The 14,810-nt window shown below is 53.5% G+C and carries 11 protein-coding genes; 3 read left to right on the forward strand and 8 right to left on the reverse strand.

Going from position 1 to position 14,810, the window contains the following annotated elements; genetic code table 11:
• Nucleotides 1-142 precede the first annotated feature (142 nt).
• From BLR00_RS06650 to BLR00_RS06675, 5 genes are all read right to left on the reverse strand, one after another.
• Nucleotides 143-1,069 carry an Lnb N-terminal periplasmic domain-containing protein gene (locus BLR00_RS06650; RefSeq protein WP_218124310.1) on the reverse strand — a complete coding sequence of 309 codons (927 nt, stop codon included), beginning with the start codon at nucleotides 1,067-1,069 and terminating at the stop codon, nucleotides 143-145.
• 250 nt (nucleotides 1,070-1,319) lie between these two features.
• Nucleotides 1,320-1,784 (reverse strand): YMGG-like glycine zipper-containing protein, encoded by a 465-nt coding sequence (locus tag BLR00_RS06655; RefSeq protein ID WP_256324073.1) that lies wholly within the window; start codon nucleotides 1,782-1,784, stop codon nucleotides 1,320-1,322.
• 87 nt (nucleotides 1,785-1,871) lie between these two features.
• A complete protein-coding gene (locus BLR00_RS06660; protein WP_074631660.1) occupies nucleotides 1,872-2,366 on the reverse strand; it encodes a hypothetical protein in 495 nt (164 codons plus the stop codon).
• A gap of 378 nt (nucleotides 2,367-2,744) precedes the next feature.
• The gene (locus BLR00_RS06665) at nucleotides 2,745-3,548 is read right to left on the reverse strand and encodes a DUF3313 family protein (RefSeq protein ID WP_107878352.1); all 804 of its coding nucleotides are present in this window, start codon (nucleotides 3,546-3,548) and stop codon (nucleotides 2,745-2,747) included.
• Between the two features lie 607 nt (nucleotides 3,549-4,155).
• The gene (locus BLR00_RS06675) at nucleotides 4,156-6,897 is read right to left on the reverse strand and encodes an MGH1-like glycoside hydrolase domain-containing protein (RefSeq protein ID WP_074631663.1); all 2,742 of its coding nucleotides are present in this window, start codon (nucleotides 6,895-6,897) and stop codon (nucleotides 4,156-4,158) included.
• 407 nt (nucleotides 6,898-7,304) lie between these two features.
• Between BLR00_RS06675 and BLR00_RS06680 the strand changes: the two genes are divergently transcribed.
• Nucleotides 7,305-7,793, forward strand: a complete 489-nt coding sequence (locus BLR00_RS06680) for a low molecular weight protein-tyrosine-phosphatase (protein ID WP_074631664.1) — start codon at nucleotides 7,305-7,307, stop codon at nucleotides 7,791-7,793.
• 268 nt (nucleotides 7,794-8,061) lie between these two features.
• On the opposite strand, the gene BLR00_RS06685 is transcribed toward BLR00_RS06680, so the two are convergent.
• Nucleotides 8,062-10,863: an Rne/Rng family ribonuclease gene (locus BLR00_RS06685; RefSeq protein WP_074631665.1), complete on the reverse strand. Its 2,802-nt coding sequence runs from the start codon at nucleotides 10,861-10,863 to the stop codon at nucleotides 8,062-8,064.
• A 412-nt stretch (nucleotides 10,864-11,275) separates the two neighbouring features.
• On the opposite strand from BLR00_RS06685, the gene BLR00_RS06690 reads away from it, so the two are divergent.
• Together BLR00_RS06690 and BLR00_RS06695 are read left to right on the forward strand one after the other, a co-directional pair.
• Nucleotides 11,276-12,307 (forward strand): RluA family pseudouridine synthase, encoded by a 1,032-nt coding sequence (locus BLR00_RS06690; RefSeq protein WP_081346661.1) that lies wholly within the window; start codon nucleotides 11,276-11,278, stop codon nucleotides 12,305-12,307.
• Nucleotides 12,308-12,536: 229 nt separating this feature from the next.
• On the forward strand, nucleotides 12,537-13,487 hold the full coding sequence (locus BLR00_RS06695) for a S49 family peptidase (protein ID WP_074634178.1): 951 nt from the start codon (nucleotides 12,537-12,539) through the stop codon (nucleotides 13,485-13,487).
• 10 nt (nucleotides 13,488-13,497) lie between these two features.
• Here BLR00_RS06695 and BLR00_RS06700 read toward each other — a convergent pair whose 3' ends face one another.
• Nucleotides 13,498-14,205 (reverse strand): SAM-dependent methyltransferase, encoded by a 708-nt coding sequence (locus tag BLR00_RS06700; RefSeq protein ID WP_074631666.1) that lies wholly within the window; start codon nucleotides 14,203-14,205, stop codon nucleotides 13,498-13,500.
• Entirely contained in the window at nucleotides 14,202-14,798 is a 597-nt protein-coding gene (locus tag BLR00_RS06705; RefSeq protein WP_074634179.1) for a Maf family nucleotide pyrophosphatase, read from the reverse strand. The genes BLR00_RS06700 and BLR00_RS06705 overlap by 4 nt, the downstream gene beginning before the upstream one ends.
• Between the last annotated feature and the right edge of the window lie 12 nt (nucleotides 14,799-14,810).

The raw sequence follows: 14,810 nt of genomic DNA on the forward strand, positions 1-14,810 counted from the left end.
TTGATTGTTTCAGCTATTAATAAAGTTAAAGTTACAATCTCATTAAAGCAGATTGGACGCGGCTTGGTGAGGAAAAAAGTAAATGTTCTCTTCCACGCGGTGTTCCGGTTGTGCTGTATTTTTCCAGATGGTCAGCGCCCATTCAACGCGAGGTTTGAGGTGTTGCGGGAGCCGTCATCCCGGGCTCCTGCCGGATGCGGCGCGAAAAATCCGCTGCGCTGTCCGCCGCCTGCGCCCGGGTATTGATGTGGGCGCGTCGCTGGAGCTCAGGGAACGGCATGCGGGTATCAAGGCGCCCTGTTTCATAGGCACGCTCGGGAACATAGCCGCTCACCAGGATCTTCCAGCTGAAGGGCAGATGTTCCGGGTTGACCCGCGAGTGGAGCCAGATATTGGTCGTGCAGTTGGTTGTCAGGGTATTGTAAAACTCGGGATGGTTATTGAGTGCATTGATCTTTTTTATATAATCCAGAAACACCCGCCGGCCATTTTCAAGCGGGCCTTGCAGCCGGTATACATAGACATCCTCAGGCGGATTGCGGCGATAGTTGGTGCGCAGCCGTATGACGTCGCGTTCGTCGGCTACCACGTAGTAGAGTTCATATTGCCGGAAGAAACCCTTGATGGTGGAATAGTCCTCTCCCTTCTCCTTGCGCGTCTCGATGGAAACGGCCAAGTGGTCGCCGCCGGCAAAGGCAAAACTTACGAATATATGGGCGATGGCCGGTCCCATCCAGTAGACGGCCACAAGATCGATGCCTTCCAGCTTGCGCAGATCGAAGCGCTTGTCGTAGTAGGCGGGGGTGTAGTCGGTCTCGCTGCGGTAGTCGAAGTTGCGAATGTTGTGCATCGTGACCACATCGCCTTCGATGGTGGCGTAAGGCAACACCGCCACGTCGGTTTGCCAGTCGCGCTCGTTGGACGGCTCGATGCCGCGCCACCATACCACCAGCACCGCGAACAGCACGAAGTAAGCGGCAAGGGCAAGCCAGCGCCAGCGGGGAAAGCCAAGTGCAATCAACGCCGCAAGCGATGCCACCGCAAATGCCGCGGCTAGGCTGCTACGCACCATATCGCTATGCGGCCCTGAATAAGTGAGGGCGAGTACGCCCCAGCCGCCGGTCGCCACCATCAGCAAGCCGAGCATTGTCAAGCTAACGATGGTGGCGATTTGGCTCAGAATAACCCCCTGGCTGGAGTAGCCTTGGCGAAATTGCTGCCCAGTTTTTGCTGCGTTCGGACCGAATCCCTCTCATAGACGATGCCATTGTGGTTGACGATAAAGCTCGTCAATCCGGAACCGTCATGGTTGGAGTGGTTTACCTTACCGTATAGCCCCGGCCTTCGAAGCAGGCGCCATAGGCACGCTGAAAATTCTGTTGCTGTTGTCCTGCGGCCTGCTGGTACTGTGCTGCAGCGTATTCATTCTCGTCCCGCTTACGACGCTGCCTTGCGCCACCCACCATTGTTCCTCCTACAGCGCCAATCGCGGCCCCCTTGCCGGCGTCACCGGCAATCGCGCCAATCAGGGCTCCACCAGCTGCCCCGCGAGCGGCACCCCTTACCCGCTCGCCCCCGATCTCCTGCTGTGGGGGCGCTGATGCGTACGCGGTGGCCTGTGCCGGATCATAGCCTGTCTGTCCCTTGGCCCATGTGTAACACTCGGCTTCGTCCTTCTGCTGTTGCGCCGCCGATTGACCCTTTGCAGGATAGATGACCTGCTGCGCAATTGCCGGGGCGCTGACGAGGGCTGCCAACACCGCTATTGACATTATCGATTTCAAAATCATTTTCCTTGCCTCTGGTATAGGTATATTTAAGAAAAATCCCATTTATTTACCTGAAAGCCGGTTACGCTGAACCTTTCTGACTTACTCCACCAATGGAATAGCGGCAGCGAGTTCATAGCGAACAATGGCCCGGATCTTGTTCTCGATCTGCAAGTAACGTGCCACCTTTACTCCAGGAAGAACCTTGCTGAGCTTGGGTGCATACGACTGTTTCAGCTTGACTTCCGCCAATTCGACAGCGATTGCTTCATCAAGCAGTTTCTTTGCCGTATTGTCTAGTAACGCTCCCTTGTTATAGGCCAGGGCGTAATCATTGATTACCTTCGCCAAGCGTTCGTTGATCTGGTGCAGATCTTGCTGGTAGGCGTCATAGATAGGCCAGAACGCTTTTGCTTCTGCCTCGGTCAGCTTCATGTTATTCGCAACAACAAATTTCTTATCCGCAACGACCTTGTCACGCAAAATTTCCATATTGCTTGCCGGAGCAGCGTCATCTTCGGCGAATGCGGGCAGCGCCAGTGTCGCGGCGATAATCAACAAAGCTGAGCGCAGCATGTTCGTTAAATTTTTCTTCATTATTTATTACTCCCTAGGAAGTTAAGGTTGGTCGGTTGAGTTTTGTGTGAAATGTTATTTCATTGCCTGAGCCGGTTGAAAGAACAGGCTTACATCCTTTACCCGGACGTCAAACATTAGCTTAATACATTCAGTATAATGCATGGCTGACGAACTGCGCGACATTTTAGATCTCTCCCGTAGCCGGAGAACTGACCCGCATAGACTGGCAGTCTGCCAGACTGGACTTAAAGTAAATTGGCTGAAAGCATGTGGCTGGTCCATATTTCGCCGCTTTTGGCCCATAAAGGCAATAGAATAACTATTGGCCTTCAAAATTGTCAAACTCTGTCCTCTTCAGTCACTTTTTCGCTTCGATTCTTCAAGTCCGGCCGGTTGCTAAAAAGGCCGCAACGTATATGCAGTCGGATCGGTCACCGCTTCGCCGGGCTTGCGATTAGCGATTTTCACAAACTGCTGCGCCCATCGGTCCAGGATACCTCTGGCAGGGCCGTACCAGGTAAGGCGAGTCAGATCGAGTGGACCGGCATCCTGCGTGTCGCGGTCAGCGAAGGTCGCCACGATCTCGTCGGTGTTCAGGTCCCGCAACCGGCCTTCGAACGCGGCTCTGCGCTGATTGACCGCCCCGGCGGCGGTGCCGGTTCCCGGAGGCCCGGCCCAGGCGAGGGCGTGCAATACGGGTTGGGAAGGGTTGACTTCAATCAGGGCCAGTTCCAGGCGTAGCGTCCCCGGGCGCTTTTGTTGACCGGAATACTCGATAACCCGGAAGCGGTGATTCGGATCCTCTTTGAATTCTTTCACTACCTGATCATGAAAGTAGAGCGCGAGTTCTTCGATATCCTTTTTGACATCGCTGAGCCAGTTGGCTGAACCTGCGCTGTGAAGCCAGTCCATCTCCAGCATATACCGGGTGTTCACCGGCGCGACAATCAGTTCGTGGTAGCCACTTTTATCATAGCCGGGCTTAATCCAAACTTTCTGGAACGGCAGATCGGTGGGCTTACTCTGTCGCTCGGGGTGTTCGATGAAACCGGCATCAGGCGCAGGTTGGACCACTTTGTCCTTGGCCTTATTCGACTCCGACTCCATGGAGGCACATCCGGAAAGCAGCGCGCCAACAACGCATAACGATAATACCCATTCTCTTGAATTATTGAGTATTTTCTGACTATAGGTGTTCAATGCATTTCTCCTCGTAAAATAAAAAGGGACTCACGCTGGGAACAACAGGGGAAAAAGGTTGGTAACGCTTGGAATGACAAAATGCATCATATCGTATAGCTGGATCAATGGCCCGTGGTTTTTTTATCGTGCTCGTCCGCATCCTCTGAGCCAACCCAATGTTCCGCCCCCATATGTCAAATACGTGATAGGCCCATGCCGGCGCGTCCACATAAAGACCTTGCATGGCCAGATCGCTTCCATTCCTCTCATAAATCGCCGTCCCCATTCGATCGCACAGTCCGAGGTCCAGTTGCCGTCCCAAGCGGGACGACACTCAAGCAACCGCCAGCTGCCTTCACGAAAGACCGGGTCCCGCAGGCACTCGAGCAACGCAGTATAAAATTCGGCGATAGCATGATCCCCCGGCTCCCCCGCCCTCGCCGCAAATAGACTGGGATCCGTGTCTTCCGGCCCACGAATTGCTCTTGATGGAAAAAACTCAACCCCGGTGTCAGATAAGTGATAATCGCCGCCGGCCGGCCTAACTCAGCGGCGCGGTCCGACAGATAAACGCGAGTATCGACCTGAAGCAGGGAAAGATACCGGGGTAGCGCAGGTTTTCATCTTATTTCCCGGTCTCGTCCTCGCCACCCGCCTGCTCCTTCACGAGCCGGTCAAATATGTCCTCGCGTTCGGTCTCCAGCCCGATCTCGGCGTCGAGGCGACCAAAGAGATCCAGAAGGGAGGCGATCAGACCGGTCCAGCCCGTCTGGTGGCTGGCCCCAAGCCCCGCTCCGTTGTCGCCGTGGAAGTACTCATAAAACAGAATCAGGTCGCGCCAATGCGGATCTTCCTGGAACTTGGCCGTTCCGCCGTAGACCGGTCGCCGTCCGTCGGCATCGCGCAGGAAAATGCTTGCCAGCCGGCGTGAGATTTCCTGCGCGACTTCGAACAGCGTCATGTATTGGCCGGAACCGGCCGGGCACTGAACCTTGAATTCGTCACCATAAAAACTATATAAATTCAATAGTGCCCGGATAATCAGCGTATTGACCGGCATCCATACCGGACCCCGCCAGTTGGAATTCCCGCCGAACATTCCGCTATCCGATTCGGCTGGCAGATATTGGACCTTAAGCTCCTGATGGCCCACCCAGAACCTGAACGGATGATCCAGGTGATAGCGCGAAAGTGAACGAATTCCGTGCGGCCCGAGAAATTCGTTCTCGTCGAGCAGGTAACCGAGCACTCGCTTAAGCTTCTTTTTGCTGAGGATCGATACCAGTCGCCGCCCTTTATAGCCGATGTAACCCTCTTCAGTCGGGGCGAGGTGGGAAAACACCTCCGGATGGCGTTTCCGGAACAAGGCCGTCATCTCCGTCAGCTTCGGATGTTGCATCGCCACGTTCGCCCCGAATACCGTGGATGCGCACAGCGGCAGCAGTCCTACCATCGACCGCACTTTTAGACGCATCGCCTGGCCGTCCGGCAGGCGCAGCAGATCATAGAAGAAGCCGTCCTGCTCGTCCCACATCTCGTCGTGATGTTCGCCGATGCGGTCCATCGCATAGGAAATCCAGATAAAATGCTCGATGAATTTGTAGGCAATGTCCTCGTATATTGTGTCGTATTCGCACAGAATAAGGGCCATTTCGAGCATGCACTGGCAGTAGAACGCCATCCAGGCCGTCCCGTCCGCCTGCTCCAGCGTTCCGCCCGTTGGAAGCTGTGCGCTCCGGTCGAATACGCCAATGTTGTCCAACCCCAGAAAGCCGCCAGCGAAGACGTTGCGCCCCGTGGGATCCTTCCGGTTCACCCACCAGTTGAAATTCAGCATCAACCCCTGAAATGATCGTTCCAGGAAACGAAGGTCCGGCCGGCCGAGTGCGCGCCCCGTTTTGTAGAGGGACAGCGTAGCCCAGGCATGCACCGGCGGATTCACATCGCTGAAGTTCCACTCGTAGGCGGGAATCTGTCCGTTGGGATGAAAATAGAGATTACGCAGCATCAGCAGAAGCTGCTCCTTGGCGAAATCGAAATCCACCAGTGCCAGACCCAACGTGTGGAAGGCCAGATCCCAGGCCGCATACCAGGGGTATTCCCACTTGTCCGGCATTGAAATCACGTCGGCGTTGAGCATGTGGAACCATTCTGTGTTCCGCACTCCGTGCCGGACGGATTCGAGCAGCGGATGACTATTGTGCTCGCTCAGCCACTGCTCCAGGTCGAAATAGTAATACTGCTTGCTCCACAGCATTCCCGCCAGTGCCTGACGGTGCACCCGGCGTTCATCTTCGTTCAGCGAGTTTGGTGAAATCCGGTCATAGAATTCGTCGGCGTCGGCGATCAGGCTGTCAAATATCGGCTCGAAACCGCCAAATGCATCGTCCATGCTGGCGTTTGTCAGACGGAGGCGGACGGTCTTGCTTTCGCCGCCGGGCACGTCGAGAATATAGTGGGCTGCGGCCTTGGTCCCTACCTGCGCGGGATTCACCGCCTCGTCCTGACCCGAGATGATGTAAGCGTGGAACGCATCCTTGACGTAGGGAGAAGCATTAGGTTGCTTCCAGAGGCGCTGCGCATTGCTCTCATTCTCCGTGAACAGTAGCTCGGGCGCTCCATCGCAATACAGCCAGTACTCGCCCAATTCATGGTGGGAGGCTTGAATCGTACCTGGCGCCACCATGCGCAGTGAGAGCTTTTGATCATCCGTGCCCCAAGACCACGTGTTTCGGAACCACAGCGTCGGCAACAGACGGAGCCGGGCTGCTTCCTGCCCGCGATTGTGAGCGGTGATACGGATGAGTATGTCTTCCGGGCCGTTTTTGGCATACTCCAGGAACACGTCAAAATACTGGTTGTCGTCAAACACGCCGGTATCGAGCAATTCATACTCGAACTCTTCCCGTGACCGTCCCCGGTTTTTCTCGATAAGATCGCGGTAGGGAAACGCCCGCTGCGGATACTTGTACAGATACTTCATGTAAGAGTGGGTGGGCGTGCTGTCGATGTAGAAGTAGTACTCCTTGACATCCTCGCCATGGTTGCCCTCGCTGTTGGTGAGCCCATACAGGCGCTCCTTCAGGATAGGGTCATGCTCGTTCCACAGAGCGAGGGCAAAGCACAGCCGCTGTTTTTCATCGCAGATTCCCCCCAGCCCGTCCTCGCCCCAACGGTAGGCGCGCGAGCGCGACTGATCATGGGAAAAATAGTCCCACGCGTTGCCGTCCTCGCTGTAGTCCTCGCGGACTGTGCCCCACTGCCTCTCGCTGAGGTAGGGTCCCCATTTCTTCCACGGGATTCCCGCCTCGCGGGCGTCATTCAACCGCTTCTGTTCCGTTACGTCGACGATTTTTTTCTCCGGCATGGGTTTCCTTCCTTTTTCTTCTTTTGGAGAGAGTATTTATTTCTACTGTATACCTCCGCTGTTTATACGGTCAATACGTTTTATTGCCGTGCGTAGCGGGCAAATATATTGTTCCGTTTATGCTATCCCGAAGCCGGGGATGGGCATGAAATGGACAGAATGGTAAAGAAACATCGAGATGAAATATGAGAGATGTATATAGGGGAGTCGCAAGGGCAGTCAAAACAGGAATAGGTGGCACGATTGCTTGGAGGTATGCGACCGGATGTTCCGATCCACCCAAATCCTATCTCATCTTTGGTACACTTTAACATCAGCCCCTATGGAGTTTTCCACACTGTGCCGGCCTTATCTTGACGATATATCCTGGTTAAGAAATTGGTTATAACGTATTGATTGGAAAAATAATGATTAAAGTTCTTTTTGTCTGCATGGGTAATATTTGTCGTTCACCTACCGCGGAGGCGGTGTTCAGACATCAAGTCAAGGCCGCCGGCTTTGAAGAGGCGATCTATATCGATTCCGCCGGTACCCATGATTTTCACACTGGCGAGCCGCCGGATGAAAGGGCTCAAAGAGCAGCCGTGCGGCGTGGCTATGATGCGAGAGAATTACGTGCGCGGCAGATACATGAGAGGGATTTCGAAGTTTTTCATTATATTCTGGCGATGGATAGGGGAAATCTTGCCATACTCAAGCGGGAATGCCCGCCTCAATACAGCCATAAGCTCGGGCTGCTGATGCAATATGGCAAACAGTTTTCTGAAGGTGTAACAGAAGTACCCGACCCCTATTTTGGTGGACACCAGGGCTTTGAACACGTTCTGAACTTGGTAGAGGAAGCGGGGAGGGGGTTGCTTGATAGAATTCGTAATGAAGAGATAATTGAACCCTGAATTCGGCAGTTGGCCACTATTCAGTTTAGTACCAAGCGCCGCAAAGAATACCTGCGTCACCTGCGTTTTTTCGTGAGCTGGCTACAGGGTCGACTTAGGTTAAAGTAAATTTAAATCTATCTTCTGCGCAGATTTGTCACGGTAAGATAAAAAAGGCGGAAGTCATTTCCGCCTTTTTTATTTCTTCGGGTCGAATTTTCCGCCATTTGTGGCGTTGCAAACAGGCCCTAGATTACGAGTAGTACCCCGCCCCTTTGGGACGGGTTGTTTATTTATGCGTTTCGATTTGTACTAACGGTTCATTATGCTCCACCAATGGTGGGGGAGTGGATCTTTTCCGCCGCGGCTCCGTCAAAGTGGGTTCCTCTGCTGCATCAGTCTCCACGGGTTTTATTTTTTCCGGAATGGTCTCTATCATGATCAATCCGCTTTCCGCCAGATTCGGTGATTCAGTGACTTGCGGCGCTTGAGGCTGCGGAGATTCTCGCAGTTCTGGTGCGGATGTTGTCTCAAGCGCTGGCGCGGGAATTCCATCCTGTATCCCAGCTTCATCCTTGATGGGTTCCAGCGCCAGGGTGACGAGGGCAGGCGCATTGACAGACGGAGATTCCGGAACGGGCTCCTGCACGGGTAGCTGTTCGCCGGCTCCGGTTTCCGGTTCAACCAATATGGGTACATTGGCGGGTGCCAATGATTCGTCCAGTGCCGCCGGCTCCGCTACCATGGGTATGGTCTCGTTCGTTTGCAACGATGCGGGAGTGAATGCGGTCTCCGGTTCTGAGAGGATATCCACTGTTCGCACGGAGGAAGCAGCAGCAATAAGCGCGGAAGCCCCCTGTACAGATGCGGGAATGGCGACTGCCGCCGATGGAAGGTTTCCTTCCGGCGTAGCCTGGTTGGCTGCATGTTGTGGATGGAGATCTCGCCCATTGGCTTGTTTGTTTTCGTGCGGAAGGCGCTCTGAGCGCTCACCCCGATCACGCTGCCTTCCACCACGACGACGGCGGCGTCCGCCATCTTCGCTTTGCTGCAAGAGGTCTTCGGTCGCTGGCCGCTCTTCCCCTGCGGGTAACTTGGCATCGGTCCGGATTTTCTCTTCACGCGGCGCGCGCTGCTGCTTTTTTTGAGTGGATCGTTCGCCCTGGAGTTTTGGTTCGCCGCGATCGAGCCGCTGAGGTGCGGCTTCCTTGGCCGGACTCGAAATACCAGGGGCCTCGCCGCCACGCTCCTCACGTGCGCGTTGACCGCCACGTGGCGGTTTTTCAGTGTATTCACCATCCCGTCCTTCACGGCCGCGATCGCGTCGCCCGCGTCCGCGCTCTGGCCGCTGCGGCTGGGTCGTGATCGGTTCCGGCTGGACTTTCCTTTCCTCCCCGCTCATTTGCTTGAACCAGCCAAATATTTTATCCATAAACGAGAGTTGCTGAGGCTCATGGAGTGATTTTTGCTCACGTACCGGAGCTGGCTGTGATGGCGTGATGCCACGCACCGCCGCCTGCTGCCGTGCCGGTTTGGCTTCCTGTGCGGCTGACGGCAAAGCAATTTCCTGTGCTGGTTTTTCTACCATCTGATAGCTGGTTTGAACTTCACCAAGCTTCACATCGTCATGGCGCAAACGTGTGATGTTGTAGTTCGGAGTTTCCAGATGAACGTTCGGGATTAACACGACATTAACCTTCAATCGTGCTTCAATGGCATGTATTTCCGCTCGTTTTTCGTTTAACAGGTAGGTGGCGACATCAACCGGTACCTGGGCGTGAAGCACGGCGGTGTTCTCTTTCATCGCCTCCTCCTGGATGATCCTGAGAATATGCAATGCGGAGGAATCGGTGCCGCGAATGTGTCCCGTGCCATGGCAACGTGGACAAGAAATGTAGCTGCTCTCGCCCAGCGAAGGGCGCAAGCGCTGGCGCGACAACTCGAGCAGGCCGAAACGCGAAATCTTGCCCATCTGTACGCGGGCACGATCATAACGTAATGATTCATGCAGACGATTTTCCACTTCACGCTGATTACGCGTGATTTCCATATCGATGAAATCAATCACCACCAGTCCGCCCAAGTCACGCAGGCGCAGTTGCCGTGCGATTTCATCAGCGGCTTCCAGATTGGTGTTCAGCGCGGTTTGCTCGATATCGGAACCGCGCGTGGCACGTGCGGAATTTACGTCGACCGACACCAGTGCTTCGGTATGGTCGATAACGATCGCGCCACCCGAGGGCAGCGTCACCTGGCGTGAATAGGCCGTTTCAATTTGGTGCTCGATCTGGAAACGTGAAAATAACGGTACATCGTCGCGATAGAGCTTAACGCGGTTTACGTTGGCGGGCATGACATGACTCATGAACTGACAGGCCTGCTCGTAGATGCTTTCGGTATCGATCAGGATTTCGCCGATCTCCTGATGAAAGTAATCGCGGATGGCGCGGATTACAAGGCTGCTTTCCTGATAAATCAAGAAAGCGCCATTCTGATTCTTCGAGGCGTCTTCAATAGCTCGCCACAGCTGTAGCAGATAATTGAGGTCCCACTGTAATTCTTCTTCACTGCGTCCTATTCCTGCGGTGCGGGCGATAATACTCATGCCCGCAGGGACATTCAGTTGCGACATTACGTCACGCAGTTCCGCACGATCTTCGCCTTCGATGCGGCGTGATACACCGCCGCCGCGCGGATTGTTGGGCATCAGAACCAGATGACGGCCCGCCAGTGAAATATAAGTAGTGAGCGCCGCGCCTTTAGTCCCGCGTTCGTCTTTATCCACCTGCACGATGAGTTCCTGGCCCTCATGCAGCACTTCCTGAACGCGAACCCGGGCCGGGTCGGCATTGTCCTTGAAGTAAGAGCGGGAAATTTCCTTGAATGGAAGAAAACCGTGGCGTTCGCCGCCATACTCAACAAAAGCGGCTTCGAGACTGGGCTCGAGACGGGTGATGACTGCCTTGTAAATATTGCTCTTGCGTTGTTCCTTGCCGGCGGATTCAATGTCGAGATCAATAAGCTTCTGACCGTCAACAATGGCGACACGGAGTTCTTCCGGCTGTGTCGCATTAAATAACATGCGTTTCATTTTATGCCTCCCGCGCTCTGGTCACGGGCAGACAGCCTACGCGTGACGGAGACTGTGTCCGACGCACGTATACGAGAACTTTTTAGTCAGGCAACTTTGATCATGGTGTCGGGCTGCTTGTTAAAGATGACTATTTCTCTGGCTTGTCACTGGGGGCCCTGCTTTCTTACAAGCAGAACCGGAAAATTAAGTTTCAATCAGGTTTCGACTATGGCTGTTCCGGCAAGCGGACGCTACGAAACTGAAAACTGAAATCTACGTGTGCTTTGAGCGCGCAAATCAATTACCATCGCTACTTTATTGGTGAGCGACATTAACCAGGTTTTCGAAGTCGGCTCTTGTCTCTGTCGGACAAAATCTCATCAACAGCGCCATTTTGCGCACCGGATAAAGGATAGGCTGGAACTTCGAATTGGTAAGTATAAGTAGAATTAAGGATTTAGGCAAAGAATTTCCTCCACGCGCTGTAATCAAGGAAATCGTAGGGGAGGACAGCGACGGCCAGCGCATAGATAATTTCCTGATGAAGCGCCTTAGAAGTGTGCCTAAAAGCCATATCTATCAGTTATTGCAGAGTGGACAGGTACGGCTTAACAGCAAGCGCGTCGACGTCGGCCATCCGCTCAAGCTGGGCGACATTGTGCGTATTCCGCCGGTGAGAATAGCGCAGGATAACCCTCTTTCCAAAAAGAAGATCACCAAATCCGCATTTATTCCATTCAAGGTATTATATGAGGATGAAACACTCTTGGTAATCAACAAGCCGGCAGGGCTTGCGGTGCATGGCGGCAGCGGTGTGAGCTTCGGTGTCATAGAGCAACTGCGTGCTCAGCACCCAGACTGGAAATTCCTGGAATTGGTTCATCGGCTGGACAGGGAAACTTCCGGAGTTCTGCTCCTTGCCAAAAGCCGCGCGACACTCGTGGACCTGCACCGTCAAATCCGTGCGGGATTGATAGCAAAGCGTTACCTGACGCTGGTGAAGGGCAGGTGGCATAATGCGCGGCAAAGCGTGAAACTGCCCCTCAACAAATACGTGACGGCCGCCGGAGAACGGCGTGTAGTCATTGCCACGGGTGCACGGGATAAAATCGGGGGAATGACGGCTCATACGGTATTTACGCTGAAGAAATCCTGGCAGGGCTTCAGTCTGTTGGAAGCGGAACTAAAAACCGGCCGTACTCATCAGATTCGGGTGCATCTTGCTCACCTCGGTTTCCCTATAGCGGGTGATGACAAGTATGGGGATTTCACCTTGAACAAGAAGCTGGCGAGAGGCGCCGCAAAACCAAATCTGGAGCGTATGTTTCTGCATGCCTTCCTGGTTGAAGTGGTGCATCCCGTGACGGGTAAGAGTTTGCTTCTGGAAGCGCCGTTGGCGAAAGATTTACAGGAATTTCTGAATGGATTGGATGTCGACAGTGGCGGCGGATTCACCGGATAACCGCAAATTATCCTCACGCCAGTCTGTTAGACCGGATAGAAAGTGAATTCCATGATTCGCGGTTATACTTGATCCGTCTCATCCATACTGCGATTTGGATTTTTTGGTGACGCACGCCCTACCACTTATAGGGCTACAAAATCGAAAAGCGAGAGGGTAATATTTTTATGAGCAGCAACTATGCCTATATGGATTTGCTGGTTATTTCACTGGAAGGATGAAACAAATCATGGCGGATTCAGATAATCACAACGAAAACTGGGATAAGCAGGTACTTGAAAAACTTCTGCTTTCTTCCGTGCGGGAACAGCGCAAGGCACGGCAATGGGGCATATTTTTCAAATCGCTCACGTTTGTCTATCTGTTCATGCTTTTATTTTTTGGTTTGGGATGGCTGGGTGACAGCGAAATGTCCATTTCCGGCAAACATACTGCCTTGGTTGAGCTGCGTGGCATTATCTCGTCCGACAGCATTGGCAGCGCGGATAATGTGAACATGGGCTTACAGAGTGCATTCAAGGATAAGAAAACGCAGGGCGTGATTCTGCGTATCAACAGTCCTGGCGGCAGTCCAGTGCAGGCGGGTTACATCAACGACGAAATCCGCCGCTTGCGCGCCGAATATCCTCAAATTCCACTTTATGCTGTAGTTGAGGACATTTGCGCCTCCGGTGGTTACTATGTTGCCGCCGCAGCTGACAAGATTTACGTCGATAAAGCCAGTATTGTTGGTTCCATCGGCGTGCTGATGAATGGTTTTGGTTTCACCGGTGCAATGGAGAAGCTGGGCGTCGAGCGGCGATTGATCACGGCGGGAAAAAACAAGGGTTTTCTTGATCCTTTTTCACCGCCTAACACCGAACAGGAAGAATACGCCAAAGAGATGCTGGGTGATGTCCATGAGCAGTTTATTCAGGTGGTCCGGCAAGGCAGGGGAGAGCGTCTGAAGGATGCACCGGAAATATTCAGCGGCATAGTCTGGACCGGCCAGAAAAGTATCGACCTCGGACTTGCCGATGCCATGGGTAGCGCCGAATATGTGGCGCGCGAAATTATCAAGGCCGAACACATCGTGGATTACACGGCCCGGGAAGGATTTGCCGAGCGTTTCGCCAAGCGCTTTGGGGCGGTGATGGCGGACACGCTGATCAGTACAGGAAGTGGTTGGGGATTGCGGTAACAGGTCCTAGTTAACCCTGCAGCAAAAAAATGGCAGGCTTGTTATTAAGATCGGGTAAAGTGTTTTTCCATTCCTTGACTGTTCTGGTTGAAATATACTCGCTTGCCAGCGTGAGATTGCTAGCAACGCAGAGAACTGTGTCATCGTGACAGGTAAAAACAAGGGATTCCAGCAGCTTCTGATTGCGATACGGGGTCTCAATGAATATCTGGGTCTGATCGCGGGCTATCGAGTCTCTTTCCAACTCAACGATTGTCTTGACACGTTGGCTTTTCTCTACCGGGAGGTAGCCGTGAAACACGAAGCGCTGGCCATTCAATCCAGACGCCATGAGTGCCAGCAATATGGAAGATGGCCCCACCAGCGGCACCACCCGAAGATTCTTTTGGTGAGCAAGACGCACTAATCCTGCACCAGGGTCGGCTACCGCGGGGCAACCGGCTTCAGATAGTAACCCGACATCATTTCCCGCAAGCAATGGTGTAAGTAAGCCTGAAAGTTCTTTGGGCTGGGTATGTTCATTTAGCACCTGCATGCTGATTTGCTGTAACGGCAGGATACAGCCAATCTGTTTCAGAAATTGTCTGGCGGTTTTTGGATGCTCGACAACATAGTGGCCAAGCCCCGTTATACATTGCCTTACGGCGGCGGGGATCATCCAGGCAATATCACCTTCGCCAAGCGGGGCGGGAATGAGATAGAGCGTACCGGAGTTCATACTATCCTTACACCTTCATATGCCAGCATCTCCACCAGTGCGATCAGCGGCAAGCCAATCAACGCACTGGGGTCGTCGCTCACCATACGTTCGATCAATGCGATACCCAGCCCCTCTGCCTTGGCGCTTCCCGCACAATGATACGGCTGTTCTTTATCGAGATAGTTGTCGATTTGCTGGTCGCTTAATTGGCGAAACTTGACATGGGAAGGAATAAGTCGTGTCTGCATGTTGCCGTTGCGGGCATTGAAGAGGCTCAACGCTGTATGAAATACCACTTCTTTCCCACGAATGAATTGTAGCTGCCTGCTTGCATTGATACGGTTCAATGGTTTGCCGAGCTGGATGCCTTCCAGCACTGCTACCTGATCGGCGCCGATAATGAGCGCATCAGGATAGGTTGCCGCAACCGCACGCGTTTTTGCAGCCGCGAGGCGAAGCGCGGTGGTTTCTGGAATCTCATCTATCAGAGGGGTTTCGTCAATTTCCGGACTAAATACTTCAAACGGAATTTGCAGGCGTTTGAGTAGTTCATGGCGATAAATGGAGCTGGATCCCAATATAAGTCGTTGAGCGGTTTGTTGTGTTTTCAAGTTTGCTGTGAG

The organism is Nitrosospira multiformis (assembly GCF_900103165.1).
Taxonomy (GTDB): Bacteria; Pseudomonadota; Gammaproteobacteria; order Burkholderiales; family Nitrosomonadaceae; genus Nitrosospira; species Nitrosospira multiformis_D.